This window comes from Acinetobacter sp. WCHAc060006 (assembly GCF_004209135.1).
Classification (GTDB): domain Bacteria; phylum Pseudomonadota; class Gammaproteobacteria; order Pseudomonadales; family Moraxellaceae; genus Acinetobacter; species Acinetobacter cumulans.
The window spans coordinates 340,374-364,790 of record NZ_SGSS01000001.1 but is presented as its reverse complement, the minus strand read 5'-3'; the positions used below and the strand labels follow the sequence as shown (position 1 = coordinate 364,790).

At 41.8% G+C, this 24,417-nt stretch carries 20 protein-coding genes; 8 read left to right on the top strand and 12 right to left on the bottom strand.

The window, feature by feature from the left end:
• The first annotated feature begins 10 nt into the window (after window positions 1-10).
• From EXE29_RS01640 to EXE29_RS01620, 5 genes are all read left to right on the top strand, one after another.
• Window positions 11-1,423: an efflux transporter outer membrane subunit gene (locus EXE29_RS01640; protein WP_130125641.1), complete on the top strand. Its 1,413-nt coding sequence runs from the start codon at window positions 11-13 to the stop codon at window positions 1,421-1,423.
• Entirely contained in the window at window positions 1,420-2,562 is a 1,143-nt protein-coding gene (locus EXE29_RS01635) for an efflux RND transporter periplasmic adaptor subunit (protein WP_120363759.1), read from the top strand. The genes EXE29_RS01640 and EXE29_RS01635 overlap by 4 nt, the downstream gene beginning before the upstream one ends.
• Window positions 2,559-5,633 (top strand): efflux RND transporter permease subunit, encoded by a 3,075-nt coding sequence (locus EXE29_RS01630; protein ID WP_120363758.1) that lies wholly within the window; start codon window positions 2,559-2,561, stop codon window positions 5,631-5,633. The genes EXE29_RS01635 and EXE29_RS01630 overlap by 4 nt, the downstream gene beginning before the upstream one ends.
• 207 nt (window positions 5,634-5,840) lie before the next feature.
• Complete coding sequence (locus EXE29_RS01625) at window positions 5,841-6,077, top strand: VF530 family protein (protein ID WP_078193741.1); 237 nt, start codon at window positions 5,841-5,843, stop codon at window positions 6,075-6,077.
• 128 nt (window positions 6,078-6,205) lie between these two features.
• On the top strand, window positions 6,206-6,904 hold the full coding sequence (locus EXE29_RS01620) for a DUF1826 domain-containing protein (protein WP_117007317.1): 699 nt from the start codon (window positions 6,206-6,208) through the stop codon (window positions 6,902-6,904).
• Between the two features lie 104 nt (window positions 6,905-7,008).
• Here EXE29_RS01620 and EXE29_RS01615 read toward each other — a convergent pair whose 3' ends face one another.
• The 12 genes from EXE29_RS01615 to EXE29_RS01560 all read right to left on the bottom strand — a co-directional run bounded on the left by EXE29_RS01615 (window position 7,009) and on the right by EXE29_RS01560 (window position 21,392).
• Window positions 7,009-10,164, bottom strand: a complete 3,156-nt coding sequence (locus tag EXE29_RS01615) for an efflux RND transporter permease subunit (RefSeq protein WP_120363757.1) — start codon at window positions 10,162-10,164, stop codon at window positions 7,009-7,011.
• Entirely contained in the window at window positions 10,154-11,380 is a 1,227-nt protein-coding gene (locus tag EXE29_RS01610) for an efflux RND transporter periplasmic adaptor subunit (protein WP_120363756.1), read from the bottom strand. Before EXE29_RS01610 ends, EXE29_RS01615 begins: the two co-directional genes overlap by 11 nt.
• Window positions 11,381-11,393: 13 nt before the next feature.
• Entirely contained in the window at window positions 11,394-12,716 is a 1,323-nt protein-coding gene (locus tag EXE29_RS01605; protein WP_120363755.1) for a TolC family protein, read from the bottom strand.
• Between the two features lie 47 nt (window positions 12,717-12,763).
• Window positions 12,764-13,195: a cation efflux protein, CzcI-like gene (locus EXE29_RS01600; protein WP_213072621.1), complete on the bottom strand. Its 432-nt coding sequence runs from the start codon at window positions 13,193-13,195 to the stop codon at window positions 12,764-12,766.
• 100 nt (window positions 13,196-13,295) lie between these two features.
• Window positions 13,296-13,910, bottom strand: coding sequence for a TetR/AcrR family transcriptional regulator (locus EXE29_RS01595; protein ID WP_120363753.1), 615 nt, complete (start codon window positions 13,908-13,910; stop codon window positions 13,296-13,298).
• Window positions 13,911-14,035: 125 nt separating this feature from the next.
• Window positions 14,036-14,890 carry an SDR family oxidoreductase gene (locus tag EXE29_RS01590; RefSeq protein WP_120363752.1) on the bottom strand — a complete coding sequence of 285 codons (855 nt, stop codon included), beginning with the start codon at window positions 14,888-14,890 and terminating at the stop codon, window positions 14,036-14,038.
• A 24-nt stretch (window positions 14,891-14,914) separates the two neighbouring features.
• On the bottom strand, window positions 14,915-15,928 hold the full coding sequence (gene dmpG, locus EXE29_RS01585) for a 4-hydroxy-2-oxovalerate aldolase (protein WP_120363751.1): 1,014 nt from the start codon (window positions 15,926-15,928) through the stop codon (window positions 14,915-14,917).
• The gene (locus EXE29_RS01580; protein WP_120363750.1) at window positions 15,925-16,869 is read right to left on the bottom strand and encodes an acetaldehyde dehydrogenase (acetylating); all 945 of its coding nucleotides are present in this window, start codon (window positions 16,867-16,869) and stop codon (window positions 15,925-15,927) included. The genes dmpG and EXE29_RS01580 overlap by 4 nt, the downstream gene beginning before the upstream one ends.
• Before the next feature lie 48 nt (window positions 16,870-16,917).
• Window positions 16,918-17,700 carry a 2-keto-4-pentenoate hydratase gene (locus EXE29_RS01575; protein WP_120363749.1) on the bottom strand — a complete coding sequence of 261 codons (783 nt, stop codon included), beginning with the start codon at window positions 17,698-17,700 and terminating at the stop codon, window positions 16,918-16,920.
• Window positions 17,697-19,442 carry a bifunctional 3-(3-hydroxy-phenyl)propionate/3-hydroxycinnamic acid hydroxylase MhpA gene (mhpA, locus tag EXE29_RS01570; protein WP_120363748.1) on the bottom strand — a complete coding sequence of 582 codons (1,746 nt, stop codon included), beginning with the start codon at window positions 19,440-19,442 and terminating at the stop codon, window positions 17,697-17,699. The genes EXE29_RS01575 and mhpA overlap by 4 nt, the downstream gene beginning before the upstream one ends.
• Before the next feature lie 86 nt (window positions 19,443-19,528).
• Window positions 19,529-20,509 carry a VOC family protein gene (locus EXE29_RS01565; RefSeq protein WP_120363747.1) on the bottom strand — a complete coding sequence of 327 codons (981 nt, stop codon included), beginning with the start codon at window positions 20,507-20,509 and terminating at the stop codon, window positions 19,529-19,531.
• 1 nt (window position 20,510) lies between these two features.
• On the bottom strand, window positions 20,511-21,392 hold the full coding sequence (locus EXE29_RS01560) for an alpha/beta fold hydrolase (RefSeq protein WP_120363746.1): 882 nt from the start codon (window positions 21,390-21,392) through the stop codon (window positions 20,511-20,513).
• Window positions 21,393-21,548: 156 nt separating this feature from the next.
• On the opposite strand from EXE29_RS01560, the gene EXE29_RS01555 reads away from it, so the two are divergent.
• The 3 genes from EXE29_RS01555 (at window position 21,549) to EXE29_RS01545 (ending at window position 24,403) form a co-directional block, all read left to right on the top strand.
• On the top strand, window positions 21,549-22,505 hold the full coding sequence (locus EXE29_RS01555) for a fumarylacetoacetate hydrolase family protein (RefSeq protein WP_120363745.1): 957 nt from the start codon (window positions 21,549-21,551) through the stop codon (window positions 22,503-22,505).
• Between the two features lie 98 nt (window positions 22,506-22,603).
• Window positions 22,604-23,089, top strand: a complete 486-nt coding sequence (locus EXE29_RS01550) for an SRPBCC family protein (RefSeq protein ID WP_106984328.1) — start codon at window positions 22,604-22,606, stop codon at window positions 23,087-23,089.
• Window positions 23,090-23,191: 102 nt separating this feature from the next.
• Entirely contained in the window at window positions 23,192-24,403 is a 1,212-nt protein-coding gene (locus tag EXE29_RS01545; protein ID WP_410159303.1) for an OmpP1/FadL family transporter, read from the top strand.
• The last annotated feature ends 14 nt before the right edge of the window (window positions 24,404-24,417 follow it).

Here is a 24,417-nt window from a genome sequence, read left to right as displayed (position 1 = left end):
TGGTGCTATTTTGAATATTTCAAGTCAGACCAAGTTTGGCTGTCTGATGATTTTATTTCCTTTGCTGCATGGATGTATTGCTTCAGGAAGCTATCAAGCGCCTGCTGCAAAAGTATCGGCTCAGTGGAATTCATCACCTGATCCAACTTCAAACAGTGTTGAGTTCACTCAATTTTGGCAATCATTTCATGAGATTGCTTTAACACAATTGATTCGTACCACCCTTGAAAATAACCAAAGTTTAGTCAAGGCTTTAGCCAATATTGACGCAGCACGTGCAAATTTAACCACACAGCGTGCCAACTTATACCCTGCATTGTCTGGCAACGGCACTGTCAGCCGTGTGAAAGATACCAGCGGTCAATCTAATCAAAACTCGATTGGCTTAGATGCCAGTTGGGAAATTGATTTATGGGGAAAATATCGAAATCAAAGTGATGCAGCAGCTGCACGTTTACAAGCGCGTACCGCAGATATGCATAATATGCAGATTTCTCTGGCTGCTGAGATGGCGGATTACTATACGCAGTATTTAGCTTGTCGTTCGATACAGCGGGTGTACACAACAGAATTAAGTTCCATTCAAAAAACTGAAAAAGCCACTGCCCTTTTAGTTAAAGCGGGTTTTACAGCCCCTATGGATCACGCCCTTATTGTGGCAAATTTAGAAAACACACGCTCGAACAGCATAAATCAAAATAAACAGTGTGAAATCTTGATTAAATCAATGACGGCCTTAGCCAGTATTGATGAATCAGAATTACGTCAAATTCTTGCCCAATCATCACTTAAATTTCCGCTACAGCATGGAAGCTTTGGTATTAGCGAAGTTCCTGCCGATGTCATGCGCAACCGTCCAGATATTGCTGCTTTAGAGCGTGAAGTATTTGCAAGCTATGCCGAAATCAAAAGCGCTGAAGCAGACCGTTATCCAAATTTGAGTTTATCTGGTGTCATTAATGCTGCGTCATCTGGCGGAGCCAGCCTAAATACATGGTCAATTGGCGCAAATCTATTACAGCCGATTTTTGATGCAGGTAAACGTAAAGCTAGTGTTGAAAGCAATATTGCTAAATACAATGCTGCTGTTGCTGATTATCAGTCAGGTGTCATTAATGCTGCCGCTGAAATTGAAAAACAGCTGGTCACGATTCAAGCCCTGAAAAAACAAGAAAAAAGCGCACAAAGCAGTTATGTGCAATACCAAAAATATTTTAATGCACTTGAAATCAGTCAAAAAGCTGGCTCAGCCAACCTATTAGATTTAGAAGCTGCACGTCGTTCAGCTCTCAATGCGCAAATCAGTGTGGTGAACATTCAGCAGCAGCATACACAGAGCTGGATCAGCTTGTATAAAGCCTTAGGTGGCACATTCACGCCAAAAAAGTCAGTACATATCGCTCAAAATGGTGAAATTCAATGAAAATCTCTAAAAAAATGGCCATTTTGATCGGTGCCGTGATCATCATTTGCTTGGTCATTGCCTTAATGTTCAATAAAAAAGAAGACAAAAAATCAGAACAGAAAGCTGAAAATGCCGATCAGCAAGCATCCATGACAGTCAATATTGTCAATTTAAGTGAACAAATTTGGCCTCAAGAGTTTTTTGTGACCGGTTTAATTGCACCATACGAAGAAATTATTATCAGTCCCGAAATTAGTGGTTACCGCCTATCAGATTTGTATTACAAAGTTGGTACTTCAGTTAAACAAGGCCAGCTTTTAGCTAAACTTTCTGATCAAAATTTGAAGAAGGAATCAGCAAAACAAAAAGCAGCTGTGACACAAGCAGAAGTGAATTTAGAAAAAGCGGCTTCAGATGTACGCCGCGCAACGATTGTGGGTCAAAGTGGTGCCTTATCTGCACAGAAAATTGAAGAATATAAAATTAATCAAGAAGTTGCAAAAGCAAACTTAGATGCTGCTAAAGCTGAGTTAGATATGATTCAGCTTAAAATCAGTCAAACTTTTATTAAAGCACCTGCAAGCGGAATTATTTACAGCAAGCAAGGTGTGGTCGGCAATGTAGTGAGTGCTGGCACTGAACTGTATCACATGATTAAAAATGGCGTGATTGAATGGCGTGCAGAGGTAGATGCATCACAGTCGCATTTAATCAAAGCAGGAGATCTTGCAGAAGTGACACTGCCAGATCAAACCAAGTTAACTGGTACAGTTCGAACAGTCAGCCCTTCTGTATCCACTGATACGGCGCGCAGCATTGTATATGTAACTTTAAAAGGCAGTAAAACGGCCAATGTTGGCACTTTTGTCGACGGCAAAATTACTGTTGGTCAAAATAAAGCATACGTGCTACCTCAAACGGCAATTGTGATGCGTGACGGCCGTTCATATATCTATGTGGTCAATGATAAAAACATTGCCAATAGTCAAGTGGTTGAAACCGCACGCCGTAAGGATGGTTTTGTAGAAATTGTAAGCCCCTTGGCACTCAATTTAAAAATTGTTGAAACTGGCGGTGCATTTCTCACCAATGGTATGACCGTCAAAATTGCACAGAAAACGACCGCGCAAAATACGCAGCATGGAGTAAATGAATGAACATTTCCTCCCTGTCTATTAAAAACCCCATCCCAGCGATCGTCCTATTTATAATGTTGACGATTATGGGATTGTACGGGTTTATGAAGCTGGGCATTCAAGATATGCCCGACATGGATTTACCCACGATCACAGTCAGCGCAAGTTTAGAAGGTGCTGCACCTGAACAGCTTGAAACTGAAGTTGCACGTAAAATTGAAGACAAACTCACTTCACTGACCAAGCTTGATCACATCACCACAACCATTACTGACGGTTCTGTAAATATTTCCGTGAGTTTTGAACTGGAAAAAGACGTAGAAGTCGCTTTGTCTGAAGTCCGCAATGCGGTTGACGGAGCCAAAGCCGATTTGCCTGCAAGCATGAATTCGCCAACGGTGTCTAAAGTCACTGCGGCAGGCTCTAGCTTACTGACCTATAGTATTACTTCAGACAATCTAGATGAGCAAGACTTGTCTTGGTTTGTTGATAATGACGTCAGCAATGCCATTATGGCAGCCAATGGCGTTAATAGTGTTTCACGTGTTGGCGGTGTAGACCGTGAAGTACAAATTGACTTAAATCCGACGCTCATGGCGGGTTTAGGCGTAATGCCTTCAGATGTCTCTAAACAGCTTAAAGCTGTGCAGCAAGAAGCTTCTGGCGGTCAAGGACGCGTTGGCGGAGAACGTCAATCTATCCGTACCCTAGCAACAGTAAAAACAGCAGATGATATACGTGAAATTTCTATACCACTGCAAGATGGCCGTTATGTACGTTTAGATCAAATTGCACAAATTCACGATACTACAGCTGAACGTACAACTCGTTCTTATTTGAATGGCAAACCGATTATTGGTTTTCAAGTTGAACGCTCAAAAGGCTATTCAGATGTTGAAGTCGTCAAGCATGTCCGTGAAGCGGTAGCAGCATTTCAACAGAAAAATCCTGCCGTTAAAATTGAAGAAATCAGTAATAAAGTTGATTCAATTCAAGACAACTATGATGGCTCAATGACCATGCTGTATGAAGGTGCATTGCTTGCAATCATCGTGGTCTTTATCTTCCTTAAAAACTGGCGCACCACGTTTATTTCAGCTGTGGCTCTGCCCTTATCGATTATTCCAGCCTTTGGTGTGATGTATTATCTCGGTTATTCGCTGAATGTCATTACCCTATTGGCGCTGTCTTTAGTTGTCGGGATTTTGGTCGATGATGCGATTGTAGAAGTCGAAAACATTGAACGGCATTTAGAGCAAGGCAAAACACCGTACCAAGCAGCTATGGAAGCTGCTGATGAAATTGGACTTGCGGTGGTTGCAACAACACTGACACTTGTCGCGATTTTCCTGCCAACCGCATTTATGGGCGGTATTCCAGGCCTCGTGTTTAAGCAATTCGGTATTACTGCTTCGGTTGCGATTTTATTTTCTTTATTGGTTGCCCGACTGCTTACGCCAATGATGGCAGCATATATGCTGAAACCAAAAAATAAGAAGGATGAAACCAAAAAACAGCCAGATGGCTGTGTCATGCGACACTATAAAGCCATCGTAAAATTTACTTTAAATCATAGGAAAACCACGATACTCGGGGCATCCGCATTCTTTTTTGTGACGCTATTTATTGGTATGCAAAACAGTGTCACCTTTATGCCTACACAGGATAAATCACAGACCACGGTCACCGTTGAGCTACCTCCAGGTTCTACATTAGATCAAACATCAAAGGCTGCTGAAGAAGCCAGTAAAATCATCCAGCAAAATCCAAATGTAAAACAAGTTTTCAGTTCTGTCGGTACAGCTTCAAGCGGTTCTGGCATGGACAGCTCTTCTACTGCTGATGTGGCCTCAGCAAAATTAACAGTGGAACTGACGCCGTATGATGAGCGCGATACCCGTCAAAGTGCAGTTGAGCAAGATATTCGTGAAAAATTAAAACCTTTGGCTGGCGTTAAAATCAGTGTTGGCGGCGGTAACACCGGTGAAAAACTTGATATTACCTTAGCCAGCGATAATGCAGATTTACTGACTGAAACAGCCAACAACCTTGAAGTGCAAATGCGTGGTTTAAAAGGCATTGGTAATGTCAGTTCTAGTGCTGCCATTGAACAGCCTGAAGTCCAAATCACGCCAGATTTTGCCAAGGCAGCACAGCTAGGCGTTACATCTGAAGCACTCTCCGATGCCATTCGTTATGCAACATACGGTGGCTACTCAACAACCTTGCCAAAATTGAACTTAGACCAGCGCCAAATTGCAATTCGCGTGCGTTTAGATCCATCTGTACGTAATGATTTATCGTCAATTGCCGCAGTACGTGTGCAAGGAAGCAATGGTTCTGTCAGTTTAGGCAGTATCGCTGATATTCAAATTCAAGGTGGTCCTACTCAAATCAGCCGTATGGACCGTATGCGTAATGTCACATTGTCTATTGAACTAAATGGTTTAAGTATTGGTGAAGTACAAAACCAAGTGATGCAGCTTGAAGCAATGAAAAACTTACCTCAAGGCGTGAAACAGATTCAGCAAGGTGAGCTGCAAAACATGTCGGAAATGTTTAGCAGCTTTGGTTTAGCAATGTTTATTGGCATTGTCTGCGTTTATGCCGTGCTAGTGCTTCTATTCCATGACTTTTTACAGCCAGGAACGATCTTGTCTGCTTTGCCGTTGGCTTTGGGCGGTGCATTTGTTGCACTGTATATCTGCAGCATGCCGTATTCAATGCCAGTGGTCATCGGTATTCTGATGCTGATGGGGATTGTGACGAAAAACTCTATTCTCTTGGTGGATTACACCATTATTGCCCGTAATGAGCATGGTCTCAGTCGTTATGCTGCCGTAATGGATGCATGCACTAAACGTGCCCGCCCAATCATTATGACCACAATTGCAATGGCTGCCGGCATGATGCCGAATGCTTTGGGGCTTGGCGCTGAACCAAGCTTTAGACAGCCAACAGCCGTTGTTGTGATTGGCGGTTTAATTACCTCGACCGTGTTAAGCCTTGTGGTGATTCCAGTGATCTTTACTTATGTTGATGATTTACATCATTGGATTAAATCCAAGTTTAAATCTAAAGCACAAGTTTAACGATTCACTAAAAAAGGAGCTCTAGAGCTCCTTTTTTATGCATTTAAATACATCTAAATCTTAAAGTTTGGGCCATTAATATTTATAAAAATTTAACTCATCAATAAACTGCAATTTCCTATGTTCAAAAGGTTTAATTTGAAACCTTCTCATTTTTCAACTCGCTCAGGTTATAATAATGGTCTCCCAAAATATGATTGATCTAATATGAGCACCTCCAATGACCCTTTACACGGCAAAAAACTTGCTGACATTTTGGATGAATTATTGGATTACTACGGTGGTTTTGAAGGCTTAAGCCGAAAAATTGAAATTAGATGTTTTTGCATAGATCCAAGCGTTAAATCATCACTACGATTCTTACGTACTACACCTTGGGCACGTGAAAAAGTAGAAAGTTTATATTTGTATGTCTTACGCCAAAAAGCCAAACAGAAAGCGTAACGATTAATACCTACGCTCAAATAATCTTGTATAGCAGTTTATGTTTTAAGATAAAATGAAACTGCTGAATCCTTCTAGCTATTCCTTGCACGCAGTATTTTCGCCTCAGATTTAATTCGATCCCTATTATGAGCAATACTTTTTCCCAGCATCCTCAAATTGGTGTAGTTACTACATTTTCTGAATTGATTCATCGTCATTTCGAAGGTCAAATGAATGCGCTCTGTTGGCAACGCAGCTTACAAGGCGACTTTAAAGAAATAGTCGAAAATCTCGAATTGATTGAAAATATAACCGAAATTTCTATAGATGATCTGATGGAATTAAAGCTCTCAGTGCAAGGTCATTTAGCTAGAGAAATCATTTTAAATGACATGCAACAATTAACAGCATTTGGTGCATCACCCTCGCTGAATTTGCTCAAATGTTATGAACGCGATGATGAATTCGATTTCATCTCAACCGATGTTTATTCTTTTCATGTCGACCGATCACCGATCGCTACCGATACCTTTTTATGTACATATTATGGTGCTTCCAGTGATATTGTGCCAAATGATCATGTCACACAAAAAATCTTAATTCCTGAAATACGAGAGCAACTCAAAGCTTTATACGATGGCCCAGAATCAAAATTTGATGATTTTTTAGCGGAATATTTTTTTGATTTACATTATCAGCTCAAAGAAAATGCTGTCCCTGTAAATCTAGGAAATGGTCATTTATGGCGTTTGGCGGTTGATCATCCTACACAGCCAGTTTTGCCTTGTGTGCACCGCGCACCTGTTGAAAATTCAGGTGAGTATCGGCTTATGCTGATTTGCTGATTTTAAATATTGATGGATCCTAAGTCCATACGATCCATTCTGTCTAATGAATGAACCGTATGGGTTAATGCAATATCGTTTTAATCTTGATTGATTAGTCTAGGTTATTTAGATCGAGCTGTATTAAGCCAGCGGTAAAGCACGGGTAATAGCACCAAGGTCAGCAAGGTGGAAGAAAGAATACCGCCAATCACCACAGTCGCTAAAGGCCTTTGTACTTCTGCACCTGTACCTGTTGCCAAAGCCATTGGTACAAAACCTAAAGAGGCAACACAGGCGGTCATGAGTACTGGGCGTAATCGAAGTACAGCACCCTGCCATACGGCTTCATGTAATGGATATTTGTCCCTCAGCTCTTTAATAAAGGTCAGCATGACTAGACCATTTAGCACAGCAACGCCTGAGAGCGCAATAAAGCCAATACCCGCTGACATCGAAAGTGGAATATCCCTAAACCAAAGAAACAGTACACCGCCCGTTAAGGCAAAGGGTACGCCAGTAAAGACCAGCAGGCTTTCTTTCACATTATGAAATACTGCCATTAATAAAATAAAGATGGTCAGTAGTGCTAAAGGAATAACAATTTGCATTCTTGCTTTGGCAGATGCAAGGTTTTCAAATTGACCGCCATATTCAATCCAATAACCGCTTGGTAATGCATATTGTTTCAGCTGAGTCTGCATATCCGCCACAAAAGAACCTAAATCACGGCCTTCAACATTGGCAGTCACTACAATACGGCGTTTACCATTCTCACGGCTGACTTGATTGATCCCATCTACATTAGACACTGTGGCAACATTTGAGAGTACAATACTGCCACCATTTGGCAACTTTAACGGTAGTTGTGAAATCGTGCTTACATTACGATCTTGATCATTTAAACGAATAACAAAATCAAAACGGCGATCGCCTTCTAAAATCTCTCCTACACTTTGTCCACCGACACTGGCTGCCACAGTATCCTGTATAGATTTAACGTTTAAACCATATTGCGCAGCCAAAGCCTTATCTATTTCAATATTTAATAAAGGTAAACCTGAAGTTTGTTCAACTTTTACGGCGCTGCTCCCCGCAACTTGCTGCATAATTTTGGCGATTTTAGTGGCTTCTGTATTGAGCACTTGCATATCATCGCCAAATATTTTAACGCCCACATCACTACGTACACCTGAGATCAGCTCATTAAAGCGCAGTTGAATCGGTTGAGAAAACTCACTGTTATTGCCAGGAATCGTAGCCACATAAGCCACCATACGGCCACGCAGTTCATCCACACTTTCTTTAGGGTTTGGCCATTCATTACGTGGCTTGAGCATAATATAACCATCGGAAATATTCGGAGGCATTACATCAGTTGCCACTTCTGCCGTACCTGTACGAGCAAATACAGCCTGAATCTCTGGAAATTTTTTCAACAGCAGTTTCTCAGCGTTTTCCTGCATTCTTAATGATTCTTCTAAACCAGTGCTAGGAGAGCGCATCAGTTGAACTGCAAAATCACCCTCACTCAGCTGAGGTGCAAACTCACTGCCAATTTTAGTGCTTAAAAGCCCAGTAATGAGCAGTAAACACAGTGCAAAAGTCATCACCACAGCCTTGTAATGAAAAGCTGTATTTAATATTCGAAGATACTGCTTTTTTAGCCAAGTCATCCAACTGCTTTCTGTTTCTTTAATTTCACCTTTTACCCAAAGCGCTACAGCAGCAGGTACAAATGTAATAGACAGAATGATCGCCGCCACAAGTGCCAATACCACAGTTAATGCCATCGGATGGAACATTTTTGCTTCTACTCCGCTTAAAGCAAAAATTGGCAAATACACCACTAAAATAATCAACTGACCAAATATCAGTGGACGGCGTGCCTGACGTGCAGCCAAAAAGACTTCTTTAAAGCGTTCATTTTGCGTTAATGGACGTTTCAAAATTTGCTGTGCATGGGCTAAACGTCGTATACAGTTTTCAACAATCACCACTGCACCATCAACAATAATACCGAAATCCAATGCGCCTAAGCTCATTAGGTTCGCGCTGATATTCTTTTGTGCCATGCCGGTTAAGGTAAACAGCATGGATAGTGGAATAACGCAGGCAGTAATTAAGGCGGCACGGATATTACCTAAAAAGATAAATAAAATGATGATGACTAGAATTGCGCCTTCAACCAAGTTCTTTTGAACGGTTTTAATCGCTTTCTCCACCAATGTGGTACGGTCATACACTGTTTCAATTTTTACCCCTTTGGGTAAGCTGGCTTGAATGTCTTTAATTTTGGAATCTACAGCTTTCGAGACAGTTCGGCTATTTTGTCCCATAGCCATCATGGCAATGCCTAAAACCGTTTCTTCTCCGTTATAGGTTGCACCACCTGTGCGCAAATCATGCCCTATCGATACTTGTGCAATATCACCCACCCGAATTGGACTGCCATTAGGGCTGTCAATCATGGTGTTTTCAATATCTGAAATGGTGTTTAAGGTTCCCGGCACTCGAACTGTTAACTGCTGACCATTTTCTTCAATAAAACCTGCACCACGGTTTTCATTATTTTCCGTAAGCGCTTGCTGTAATTGTTCTAATGACAGATTCAGCTGTTGCATACGGTTTAAATCAGGTGAAACCACGTAGGTTTTATTAAAGCCACCAATGCTATTGACCTCGGCAACACCTTGTACACGCTGTAATTGCGGACGCACAATCCAATCTTGAATTTCACGCAAATCCATCGCGCTATATGCCGTGCCATCTGCTTTTTTGGCCTTGGGTTCAGCTTTAAGCACCCATTGATAAATTTCACCCAAACCTGTCGAAACGGGCGACATCGTCGGAGAAACCTGAGCAGGCAATGTCGACTGAACTTCCTGTACCCGCTGATTAATTTGCTGACGTGCCCAGTAAATATCCGTACCATCTTTAAAGACAATCGTGACTTGTGATAGCCCATAACGTGAAATTGAGCGGGTCAGCTCCAAATCTGGAATACCTGCCATTGCATTTTCAATCGGATAGGTAATCCGCTGTTCCACCTCTAATGCTGTAAAGCCATTGGCCTGCGTATTAATTTGCACTTGGGTGTTGGTAATATCAGGTACTGCATCAATCGGCAATTTTTGATAACTGTAAATCCCGACGACAATCCATGTGCAAACAAATAGCATCACCCAAATTGCATTTTGAATTGAAAACTCAATAATGCGTTCGAATAGACCTTCTGGCTTTGGTAAATCTGTGTTCGGGTTCTCTGAATTAGTGTTCATGGCCAGCCTCGTCTTTTTCCAGTTCAGATTTCAGTAAAAAACTGCCTTGGGAAATATACTTTTGCCCTGCTTCAAGACCTGAAAGCACTTCTAGCCATTGACCATCACTGGATGCTTGCCCAAGTTTTAGCGCTTGTGCTTTTAAATGTACTTGACCTTTTTGCTCAGATTCGACAATAAAAATACTGTCTTTTCCCTCTATGCTTTGTACGGCAGACTTTTGCACCCGTAATGCATTCTTAGTACCTGAATCTGCCAATAGCACATTGACCATCACATTCGGGCGAAGCTCAACAGATTGTTGTTTTAATTTGGCACGTACCACTAAGCGTCCAGTTTGCACATCTGCCTGTGAAGTCAGGCTTTGTACCTCTGCGCTATAGAGCTGATCTGAGCCATTGATTTTGAAAGAGACGTTTTGACCTGCTTGCAGCTGGCCTGAATATTGATTTGGCAAATGAAATTCCAGCCACAAATCTTTTAGTTGTTCGATGGTGAACAATTGATCTGCCAATTGCACATTTTCACCTACAACAATATCTTTTTGACTGATTACACCTGCAATAGGCGCACGAATGATAAAACGTCCATTTTGACTGCCATTTACACCTAAAGCTTGCAAGCGCGATTGTGCTGACTGTACGCTAATTTGAGCCTGACGATAGGCATTTTCAGCACGCTGAAAGTCTTGTTTAGCAGAAATCCCTTGAGACCACAGCTTTTGCTCACGTTGATAATCTTGACGGGCTAAATCTAAATTAGCTTCAGCCATACGTAAATTGGCTTGCTGATCAATCAATTCAGGTACTGACAGCACAGCTAAAGTTTGCCCTTTCTGTACAGTTTGACCGAGTGCCACACTGACTTGCTCGACATGACCGCTGAAGTTTGGGGAAATATGTGCCTGCTGATCAGTATTAACGGCCAATTTACCCGGCAATTGAATAATATTTTCGACCAGACCATTTTCCGCAGTCGCAATTTTAATACCTTGCTCCACCATTTGCTGAGCGGTGAGTTGCAGTTCACCTTCTTCTGCATGTTCTGCTTCAGTATCACTCTTTTTGGCTTCGCTATTTTCACCTTCCGACTCAGTTTTATCCGCATCGGATTTATTTGTACTTAACCAAATAGCAGTACACAGCATCAGCGTTAGGCCAATCAAAACTGCAATCATCAAAGGCTGTGAAATTTTTCCATCTTGTTTAATTTTCATGTGATTAACTGCCTTATTGTGCTGATGCGCTGTTGATGAGATTTTGGGATGCCTCAATGGCTTTCTTATTGAGTTGGCTATAAGCATCTGAACGGCTGATTTCTTCATAACTGGTTCCAATACTTAAGGCTTCAGCACTGAGTGCGCTTTGCCAAGCCTGCGCCAAAATTTGCATTTGGCTAAGTCGAAGGTCTTGGAGTTGTTTTGTGGTTTGCTGTACGTCTGTAATAGCAAATTTACCTGCCTGAAAACCTTGCAAAGTTCGGTTTTGAACCTTTTCAGCCAAACCAATCTGATTGCCTGTGGCATCAAACTGCATACGCAGACCTTTAAGCTGGTGAATGCTATTGGCAATGTCCAAAACTTGCTGTTTTAACTCGCGCTGTTGCTGATGATTTAATAAAATTTGCTGTTTTTGCGCCATTGGAATGGCATATTGCTGGCGGTTAAAAATATTGAGCGGAATATCCACACCAAGTACCAAGGCCGTATCATTGGCGTCAGTTGGAGACTTGGTACGTGACATGCCCATATTTAGGGTTGGGTTTGGACGTGCCTGTACTTTTAAATGTTCAATTTGCTGATTTGCCTGCTGAACATTCAAGGCATACAATTTTTGTAGCCAACTTTCCGATAAATTACGCTCAACTAAACTTTGGCTCTGTTCAGGCCAAGGCGTAACGCTGTTATTCAACGCGATTTGCGACGTAGTTTCACCCCATAAATTAGAAAGCTGACGCGCCGCAGTTTGCTGTTTTAAAAGCGCCTGTTGGTATAGACGTTGTATCTCCAAAGCTTCAATTTGAGCACGCTCCACATCCACCAAAGCGATACTGCCTGCTTGATAACGTTTTTGTGCACTGTCCAAATTAGATTTGCTGAGTTTGAGCTGTGTAGCGTAAATCGATTGCTCATTTTGAGCGATGGCTAGCTGTGACCATGCAAACTTCACAATCAACTGACTTTGTGCATTCCAAATTTGCTGTTGCAACTGTATTTGCTGTGCAGAGGTACTCGCGAGTGCTTGATTGATTTTACGCTGACCGAATACATCCAATGGCTGGCTGATTCCGATACTGAGTTCTTGATCTTGATTTTTACCAAAACCATTTTGTTCAATCGATAGACTTGGGTTCTGCCAGAGCTTGCTTTGGCGCACATTAAAATCAGAGATTTGCTGTTGTTGTTGCCAAATATCTGTTTGTGCTTGGTAGTTTTGTACTTTGGCAAATGCAGATTCAAAACTGCTGACATTTTCCGCAAAAGTACTTTGTAAGGCCGTCGAAATACCGACAGCTAAGCCTAGACGTATAAACGCCGTAAAATATAAAGACATGATTTTTCCCACTCATTTATTAAAAAAAGTGGCGGGAATTTTTTAGGCTACCCCGCCATTAGCGGGGCATAAACAGGAGGAGGTGTTTGCAGTAATAAATCAGGGGCTTGATAAAGATTCTTCCAAACAAATTTTGGCGAATATTCAAAGGCCTGATGTGCAATAAAAAGAATCGATTGTTGATTTTGTACAATCAAATGCGTCATAGACGGCAAATGGTCTTGATGATCTTCACCAAGTTGCAGATCGTTAGCGATATTTTTGACTGGTTTGCTACTAGATTCATCAGATGCTTGATGTAATGAATGCTGTAGATTTTTTTCACTGCTGACGCATAAGGTATTTTGATGATGACCAAAATGATAGCTTTGAACAACTTGAGTTTGCTCTTCATGCACACAGAAAGCGGCTGCCACGTTCCAAAGGCTTTGGAACATGAACAATCCAACTAAGACTGTTATCCATGTCGCAGAACGCATAATGCATCAATCAAGAAAATTTTAACGATTATAAAGCTTAGGCAAAGTCATAGGTTAAGTATTTCGTATTATTTATATTGCATTCCGCTTTATAGTTCACTTAGACCTCCTTCAAATTAGGCAATTCAATATTGGCAATGTGATGAGCTTCTGCTGGATCTAGACCCAATGCACGCAAAATCAGTTCAGCAGATTCAGAACCAATTTCCCGCCATGTTTTAAAGCCTTCTAGCACCAAAAACATAGATGAAAGCACCGTGCCTGCAATCATGCTCATGACTGCAAAAATTTGTTTGCCTTCTATGTTATAGCGTGCTGAATCTAAACCTTTTTGAATATCAGATAATGGCGATGATTCACCTGTCCAAAGTCCCATTAATGACTTAGAACTAAAGGCAAATTTACATAAAAAACGCCCCCAATCTGGCTCTTCATGGGCGCGGCGCATATACATGCGAATACCAAAAGAAATTCGCTTGGCAGCATCTTCCTCTGCACCTAAGGTTTTGATGACACGGGCATTCATTTCATTTGAAAGCTGTGAGGCAATATCTTCAAATAAGCTGTCTGGACGTAGCCCATTATTATAAATTGTGCCACGTGCCACACCCGAAACTTCTGCCAATTCACTGACTGTAATTGCACTTGAACCTTTTTCTGCAAATAAACGTAATGCAGCACGATGGATTCTTTTTTGTGACGCAGAAATTGCCATATAGCAAACCTTTTGAACAAAAAGCTTAAATTTGAACAAATATTAGCATAGTTATTTAAAAATATATGGCATTCATACACTGAAGCTATGATTTATAAATCCATCATTTCCATGCGTGATTTCATTTATACATAGCTCTTTACCCAATGCTCACTATGTTCCCAAAGTTGTTCTGCCAATTGCATATCTTGTGCAACTGCTGAGGATTGAACCACTTTAGATTGCTCATAATACAAACCTGATTCACCTGCGAGTTGTGCTTTGGTTGCACAGTGCAAAGAGGTTGTCGCATCTTGTTCAGGTGTCAATAAAAAGCGGTTCATTACTTTATGCAAAGGTTTAGGCAAACTGCGCCATATATCTGTGGCTACAATTCCCGGGTGTACGGCGTAAACGGTTACCCCTGTACTGTATAAACGTCTGGAAAGTTCTTTGACAAATAAAACATTGGCAAGCTTAGCCGTACAATATTCTTGCATTGCACCGAGACTACTTGCTGGCTGTAATAATTTTCCAAAATCAATATTTTTAGCATGTCGATGTGCTTTACTCGCCACCACAACCACACGTGCAGGTACAGATTGAATGAGTTTTTCCGTCAGCAATTTCACCAATAAAAAATGCCCGACGTGACATACACCAAAGGTATATTCAAAACCTGATTGAGTTAAACCCTTTTGCCCTGCAACACCTGCATTTGCAATCAATAGATGCAAATCTAAATTACGACTGAGAAAATTCTCAGCACAGGCTTTTACGGAGTTTAAATCACTCAGTTCTAATTGAATAAATTCCGCTTTGGCAGTTTGATCGGACAATTGATCAATTTCATCTAATACGGGTTTTGCTTTCGCAAAATTACGGCAAGTGATAAAGACATGATAGCCCTGTAGTGCCAATTGTTTAGCTGTTTCGCGGCCGATGCCTGAATTGGCACCTGTAATCAATGCAACCTTGCCATTAAGTTTGACCTGACTCATTTTATTCTTCCTTAAATCTGCGATTTATGCGGTTTTATTTTTTAATAAATCCAATGCCACATCCACAATCATATCTTCTTGACCACCCACCATACGGCGTTTACCCAGTTCGACCAATATATCGACCGTATTCAGTTGATAGCGCTGCGCTGCTATTTCAGCATGTCGTAAAAAACTTGAATATACACCCGCATAGCCGAGTGCCAAAGTCTCACGATCGACACGAACAGGCCGATCTTGTAGCGGACGAACCAAATCATCGGCTGCATTCATTAAAGTAAAGAGGTCTGTTCCGTGATACCAACCCATGCGTTCTGCTGCGGCAATAAACACTTCAAGCGGTGCATTCCCCGCACCTGCCCCCATGCCTGCCAAACTGGCATCAATACGGTCACAGCCTTCCTCTACTGCAACTATGGAGTTAGCTACGCCTAAACTTAAATTATGATGGGCATGAATACCCGTTTGCGTTTCAGGTTTAAGCACATCTTTGAGTGCTCTAAAGCGTTCACGGATGTCTTGCATGTTCATCGCACCACCAGAATCCACCACATAAATACATTCAGCCCCATAATTTTCCATCAATTTGGCTTGTTGTGCCAAAGCCTGAGGCGTAGTTAAGTGGCTCATCATTAGAAAACCCACGGTATCCATGCCTAAATGCCTTGCATATTCAATATGTTGCTTGGAAATATCAGCTTCTGTGCAATGTGTCGCGACACGGACAATTTTAGCCCCTTCTTGATGGGCGGCTTTTAAATCATGAATGGTGCCTATACCAGGTAGAAGTAAGGTTGCAATTTGTGCATGGGTTAAAACATCATGCGCAGCTTCAATCCACTCTAAATCGGTATGGGCAGCAAAACCATAATTAAAGCTCGAACCTTGTAAACCGTCGCCATGTGCTAGTTCGATACTGTCGACTTTGGCATGATCTAAGGCCTTGGCAATGGCTTGCACTTGTGCAATAGAATATTGATGACGAATGGCATGACTGCCATCACGTAAGGTCACATCGGAAATATATAGCTTTTTCATGCCACTGCTCCTTGTTGCAAATGTTGTGCAATTTTTTCAGCGGTGGCCAAGGCTGCCGAGGTCATAATATCTAAATTGCCCGCGTATGCAGGTAAATAATGTGCAGCGCCTTCAACTTCTAAGAAGACTGTGGTTTTCATGCCTGAACGTAAACCTAGCCCTGCAATATTTAAAGGTCGATCTATAGGAATAATTTCAAATTGAATTTCTTGTTTTAAGCGGTAACCAGGAACGTATGCGTTGACAGTCGCTACCATATCTTCAACGGCACGTTGAATTAAATCTTGATGTCTATATTCAGATAAAATATAGACTGTATCTCGCATTAACAAAGGTGGTTCAGCAGGATTCAATACAATAATTGCTTTGCCTTTTTCAGCGCCACCAATCACTTCAATGGCTTTAGATGTTGTCTCTGTAAATTCATCAATATTGGCGCGTGTACCTGGCCCTGCCGATTTACTCGAAATCGAGGCGATAATTTCCGCATAGTGCACTTTAGCAATTTTTGAAACTGCGGCAACAATTGGTATCGTGGCTTGACCGCCACAAGTGACCATATTGACATTGGTTTGTACTAAATGCTGATCGAGATTCACTACGGGCACACAATACGGCCCGATGGCTGCAGGTGTTAAATCTACCATACGAATATTGGGTTTATGCTGCCGTAAGAATGCATCATTTTGAATATGTGCCTGAGCAGAAGTCGCATCAAAAATCAGGTCAATATCTGCAAATTCAGGTAGTTGAACCAAACCCTCAATACCTTCATGTGTAGTTGCAACACCCAATCGCTGCGCACGTGCCAAACCATCGGATGCGGGATCAATCCCGACAACAGCACTGATTTCGACATGCTGGGCTTGGCGCAGAATTTTGATCATTAAATCACTGCCAATATTGCCACTGCCGATGATGGCGCTTTTAATTTTTTTCATCTTCTTGCTCTTATCGATATGTATTTTGATAGATGTTTTTTCAGCGTTTTAGATCAATTCACAACGAACCGTGCCTAATGCACCGATCTGTGCTTCAAGCACATCGCCTTTTTGTATGCTAACCATTGGCCCTAAAGCACCCGAGAGAATCACTTCACCTGCTTTCAGGCTTTGTCCTTGTTCAGCCATGGTACAGGCCAACCACCAAGCAGCACGTAATGGATTGCCTAAACAAGCTGAACCTTGCCCAGTAGAAACTACTTCACCATTTTTAAGCAGCTGCATGGGTAATTCGACAAAATTGACATCCGTCAGTGCAATGGGTTGCTGAGACAAGACATACAACCCACAGGAAGCATTATCAGCAATGGTATCTGCCAAGCTGATATTCCAATTCTCAATCACACTGTCGACAATTTCGATGGCGGCTAAAGCATGCCCCATACAACTCAAAAATTCAGTCCATGATGGGCGATGTACTGGCAAGTCTTTGGCTACAATAAAGGCCACTTCTGCTTCTGCCTTGGGTTGAAGCAGCCGAGCACTTGGAATTTGGTCTTGATCCAGATATTCCATATCATCGAAAAGCATGCCGAAATCAGGTTGATCTACACCGAGTTGGGTCTGTACGGCTTTTGAAGTCAGACCAATTTTTTTGCCTACGATGCGTTTGCCATTGGCGATATTCGTTTCCGTATTCAGCCAAGCCACAGCATATGCTTCTTGCATATTTCGAATGTTAAAGTTTTCCGAAATACGGGCAATCGCTTGTCCTGTTTCACGTGCCTGTCGAATGGCTTGGGCAGCTTCATAAAATTTATTGTCCGTCATGCCAATAACTCCTGCTTTGGCATTTGGGCTGCTTTTTGCGTCGGTATATCCAGCTGTAATTTCAACTGCTGAACCGCCATATTCAATTGTTCAGGTGATACCAGTGCAAAAACAAAATGATCAGGCCGGAGCAGCACAATACTTTGATCCTTGTGTGATGCTGATTTTTTCATCCACTGGGCAAAAGCTTGCTCAATATCTTCGACTTCCTGCAAATCTTGATTAAAATTACGCACAGTTAAGCCTTGTGGACGGGTGGCGTAGCTATAAATCAGTAGTGATTTGGTATTCAAATCTGCAAGAATTTTTTTTGCATCGGCAGACAGGCTTGCCGTTGGATCGCAATTGAGTCCAATCAAGGCATAACGATTATCTAAAATATCATCCAGCAAGACTCGCTTGCCGTGGGTATCTCGTACTGTAGGCTGTGGCGCTAAACTCCCTTCAGGTGAATAACGCTTCGGACGCGTCAAACCTAAATATTGACCTTTGGCATAGACAGGAGTTGGTTTAAACGCGCCATTGTCCATCCATTGCCTTAATGCAGGCACCGCTTGTACGGTTTTCATCACCGTATCACGCAGTTTAGATTTAATTGGATGGGTCATCGAGACGATATCTTTTAAAAATACCGATGAATCAATCATGGCTTTGGCATGCAAACGGCGTTCATTTTCATAACTATCGAGTAAACGATCACTTGCATGACCATTTAACACTTCACTGAGTTTCCAACCCAAATTATGTGCATCTCGAATGCCTGAACTTGCGCCTTGTCCCATAAATTGTGGCGTCATGTGTGCAGCATCACCCGCAAGGAAGACACGTCCTGCACGCCATTGATTTGCCACCAAAGCATTGAAGGTATAAACCAGTTTACGCTTCACTTCAAAATCATCTGGATTGACATATTTCGTGAGCAATTCACGTACGGTTTCAGGCCGCTCCATATATTCAGCAGTTTGACCCTTTTTAAGCATAAATTCGAAGCGATGAAAACCGTCTGGCTGTACACAGCTCACCATAGGTAAATCTGGATCGACCACAAAATTAAAATAAGGCAAATGTCTGAGACCTTTATTGCGGTCTTTTTGCTGTAAATCGACCACCAACCACGGTTCAGGGAAATTCTTTCCAGTCATTTCAATGGCAAGTTTAGCGCGTACCGTACTGCGTCCACCATCAGCACCAATCAAATAGCGTGCTGTCAGTTCTTGCAGATCTAAATCACCTTCCGCTTCGGCTTTTCCGCCATGACTGTCACTGAAACGATATTGCTGTGTGGCTTGGTGAGTCACACGCACATGATCTGCAGTTTGGCTAAAATTAATCAGTTCACGACCACGGCAAATTTGCACATTTGGATATTTTTCTAAACCTTTGGTCAGCGTGGTTTCCAAATATGGCTGATAAAAGAAGTTAATGATTGGCCAGCCATTCGGGCGCTGTAGCGGTTTATATTGCGACATCACCGTACCATCAGGGCGGGTTAACTGCACAGGTGTATCGACAAGCATGTCTTTATGTACTTCATTCGCCATGCCAATCGATTGGAAAATACGCATACATTCGTCATCGGTATAAACAGCACGCGCATTTCCATAGAATACTGGCTCACGTTCTAGCACCAGCACTTGGTGACCACGTTGTCCTAAAATATGCGCCAAAACCAAACCTGTTGGGCCGAGTCCTGAAATCACCACATCAATCATTTTATCTGCTGTTTTTTTTGTCGTTTTCATTGTATTTACCTTTTTTCAGGCGGAGTTTTCCTAGGAAAAGCCTTTTTCAAGCTTTTCCGATTTTTTGTGAAGCTCAGTTTTAGGGCTTAAATCGGTGAATATTCGTCACGTTTTAAGGATTTTAAGCCACGTTGCACATTGCCAAATTCATGCAAAATGCCATGTATCGGTGTGGCTTTACGTGGTTTATGCCCCCACACACTAATCGAGGTGTGTTTGGTCGGTTTCCATGTCTGCTCATCAATCTTGATCGGGTTCCAACCCAGTTCAATTTCAAAGTCGGATGGACTTGCCACATAAAAGGAAATTTCACGGTCATTGGTATGTAGTCCAACATCCCAAACCACGTTAAAGCCGTAATCCTTACAGCGTTGGTAAGATGCATTGACATCTTCTAATTCCAATACCTGAAAATTGACATGCTGAACACGGGTGCGGATTGGATCGAGCTGTACATTGCCGCGTGTACGTGCCACCGCCACAGAATGATGACGTTCATTTAAACGCAGGAAACTGACATCTAAAATCACCCCATTGATTTTTTGTTCAACGCTGTCGGTTAAACGTGCATCAAAAAACTCCTGCCAAAAGCGAATCATTTTTTCAGGCTTACGTGTGGTCAGTGCAACATGCCCCATCCCGCTGGCATCGGTATAAAAACCGCTGACTTTGGTCTCTAAAGGCGCATCACTACGAATTTCATCTACAAATATTTCAAGTTGAATGTCTTTAGGGCCACGGATAAACCAAAAAGCTTTGACGCCTCGAAGTTCCGCATCCTCAGCACTGCCTTGCTGATAACTAATGCCTCGAGTATCAAAACGCTGTAATACTTCATTCAGTACGGCGTCATCTGCAAGCTGTACCCCTAGATGCGTCACATCTTCCTGTGCGCCTTTGACAATCATCAAGCGTTTTTGATAATCATCAATACGAAAACTCAAATGCTGTTCAGTACGTTCAGACAATGCTAATCCTAAACATTTTTGAGCAAAATCAATCCACTCATCGAACTTATTCGATTCTGCAATCAAATAGCCGATTTTGACCTGACCAAAGATATTCATATCAAGCTCCTGAGAATGTGCTTGGGGTCTGTATTTGCAAATAACTACAGGTCACCGCATTAAACTGTTCGGCACGTTCCCACTGCACCCAATGTCCTGTTTGTGCAAAATAGTACAGATCACAATTTTTCATGGTTTGACGTAAAGTTTCGCCACCGCTTGGCCGATTCACTTTGTCATCTGAGCCCCACAGCACCAAGGTCGGTGTATTACAGCGTTTTAAACGTGGGTCACGGGTGAAATCCATACGGATTGCGCCTTTTAAACCATTCGGACGCTGTAAAGGCGGTGATGCAATCATTTCAGGGTCAATACTGGCTTGGTAGCGCAGTTCAATTAAGTCTTCCGATACTTGTGAACCGTCATAAACCAAATATTCACGAATAAAGGTTCTTAACTTTTCACGCGATGGTCCTTCACCACCGTAATAATTTAATAAGTGCTGTATACCTTTGGTGGGTAATCCACGTGTGGTATTGATGCCACCTGGTCCCATAAGAACCAAAGCAGTCACTCGCTCAGGCACTTCTAATGCCATACGTAAAGCACATGCACCACCAAGTGAATTACCGACAATATGAATCTGCGGAATTTTCAGTTGATCGAGCAATCCGAGCATCACTTCTGCCAAATCACCAAAAGGATCTGAACGTTTTACGCCTTTGCTGGACTGACCATAACCTTGCATATCCGGCACAATGACACGGAAATGCTGGGCTAAATATTCAATATTTTTTGAATAATTAGATAAGCCTGTAGCACCTGCACCGCCACCATGCAGCATCAAAATGGGGAAGCCTTCACCTGCTTCACTGACAAACACTTTTCGTGTGCCAAATTCCACAAAATAACTTTTAAGTCCTTTTATTGTTTGTAAATCCATCTTTTTTGACCTTGAATTGTTTAATTAACCAACATATTGAACAATAGTGTTCAAATTTGCAATAAGTGTTTTTTAAAATATTTTGTAAATTTTAATTGATCGTTTAATTTATATTTTATACATTGGTGTTCAATAATAGTGTAAAAAGTTTAAAAAATGGCTCTCAATATCGTTCGTTATATGCAAAAAAATGCAAGCTTTTGGGGCGTACAAGTCGACAGCGCTTACTTCACCTTAAAACCTGAACTTCAAAAAATCTCTAACACAGGTGATTTAATCCAATTGGGTTTAGATCATATTTGTAGCAACATCGACATAGATGCACCGATTGACGCATCTGCAGTGCAATGGCTCAGTCCAATCACCTCCAATCAAAAAATCATTTGCCAAGGTGCAAACTACCGCCAGCACATGATTGATTCAGGCATGGACCCCGATGCCAAAAAATTTAATATGTTTTTCACCAAATCCAGTGCCTCGATTCATGCACCTACAGGTGAAATTATAAAGCCCAAACATGTACAGCTTCTGGACTATGAAATCGAGCTGTGCTTGGTGCTGAAACAAGACATCAGTACGGAAATCAACGTGAATGCGTATAACTTGCATGACTATGTGGCAGGTATCTGTATTGGCAATGACATTTCTGCACGCGATGTGCAAATTCCAGAAACCCAATTTTACAAAGGTAAAAGCTATCGCACATTCTGCCCGCTTGGTCCTGTGCTGTGCTTATTAGCACCAGATGAAATGCATTACTTAGACCAGCTTGAACTGAGTTTAAAAGTCAATCAGCAGACTCGTCAGCAAGACTCCACCCGCAATATGGTGTACAAACCTGCCGAAACTTTGTCAGAAATGTCGCAGTTTGTGAACTTTAATGCCGGCGATGTGCTGATGACCGGGACACCTTCAGGCTGTGCGCTGTCAATCCCTTCACCGCTTTTAGTCAAAGTTTCTGCTCTTCTGCCTGAACAAAAGAAATGGCAAATTTTTATTCAAAAACAAAAAAGTAATGGCCGATACCTGTGCATTGGCGATGAAGTTGAATCATCGATTCAAAGCGCAGATGGCAAGATTGATTTGGGACGACAAAAGCATCGTATTGCTTAAAGAAAAGCCTTAACCCTTGAACATAGTTCATTGGAAAGTCGATGTTGAAATTTTAAGGATATTTATTGTTTTAACTGCATCACATCAAGGAAAACATAATGGATTATTTTTTCACAATTGAGTCTGAACTGCGTGATATCAATATCACGCAGGCCAAGCAAAAATTTAAAAGCCCTGCTTTTCACGAAGATATTTGTCAGCGCATTCCCTGTACTGAATTAGATATTCAGCTTTCAGAAATTTCAGGGCAAAACTATCGCTTAGAACGTGCTTACAATTTGGATTTAGACATCCCTGACATCATTCGCAAGCTGTTAAAAGGCGCATTTCGTTTACAGCGCAATGACCTTTGGGATTTGGAAAAACTCAGTTCTGAGTCTTCACTCAAAGCCAATCTTCCAGGGATTGTCACTTTTAAGACCAAACTGCTTGAAGCACAGAACAACATCAAAATTCAGCAAGAATGGAAATTAGATATATCTGTGCCACTGATTCATAAAGTCATTGCAAAGTTTGCCGAAACGGAAATTCGAAAATTTCATGCAATTGAGGTTGGCATTATCCAAAAACAATTAAGCATTTGAAGATGGGCTGAATACGCTCAAAAGCTCCGTGAATAAAAAGATTTAAAAAATTAGTAAAACAATATGTATCACTCAACGGAAAGAGAATAAGGGAATAAAATGATGAAAAACTTGAATAAAACATCGCTCTCGATTGCAATTTTATGTGCGGGTATTTCGACAGTACATGCGGCAGCGCTGGATCGTGCAGGACAATCTATCAGTGCCTTTTTACAAGACGGAAACTATGCTGAAGCATCCCTTGCTGTACTGGATGCAGATGTTTCAGGAAAAATTCGCCCGATGTATGCCATTCCAGGGACAGATACGGATACAGGACAATTTACCAACTCAAGCACCTACTATAATGCGGCACTGAAATTACAACTCACCCCGCAGTTTTCTTTCGGTCTGATTTATGATCAGCCTTTTGGGGCGGATATTGGATATCCGCAACGTGCGAATGGCACATTTAGCGGGCCAAATGGCGGTACTTCAGCAGAAGTTAAAACACAGAATTTATCCTTCTTATTTGGTTATCAGCCCAATCAAAACTGGAATCTTTACGCAGCACCGGTTTACCAAACCATTGAGGGTAATGTTGAATTACATGGCAATGCATTTAGTACATTGCAAGGTTATAAGCAAAGTACCAGCGAAGACCATGCAATCGGTTGGTTAGCTGGTGCAGCTTATCGTATTCCTGAAATACATTTTTTAGCTTCACTGACTTACCGCTCTGAAATAAACCATAAGGCACAATCCGTAGAAGAATTTCCAGCGACTGTTCCTCTGGCACTAATTGCTTTGGTCGGTCAACAGCAAAGTGAAACTTCCACACCGCAATCTGTCAATTTAGATATTCGTACAGCCATTAATCCAAGTACGGTCGTCTATGCCAACACTCGTTGGGTCAATTGGAAAAAATTTGATATTCAGCCCTATCAATTTGGTGCGGTGACTGCGCTTGCAATGGGTCATGACTTGAAGTTGGTGCAATACGATAAAGACCAAATTTCTGTCGATGTCGGCCTTGCACGAAAATTTAATGATCAATGGTCAGGCGTTGTGAATGCTGCATGGGACAGCGGCGCAGGTAATCCAGCATCCCTGCTTGGACCGATTGAAGGCTACACGGCTGTGGGATTAGGACTGCAATTCAATCCAGCACCGAATTACTTTTTACAAGGCGGTGTGAAATATTTCTGGCTTGGTGATGCTAATGGTCATTCATCTTCTTTCGTTATTCCGGGGATGGAAGAAATTGCTAAAGTGGCTGATTACTCCGATAACACCGCAATTGGCTATATGCTGAAAATGGGCTATCGCTTCTAAAGCATTAAAAATAG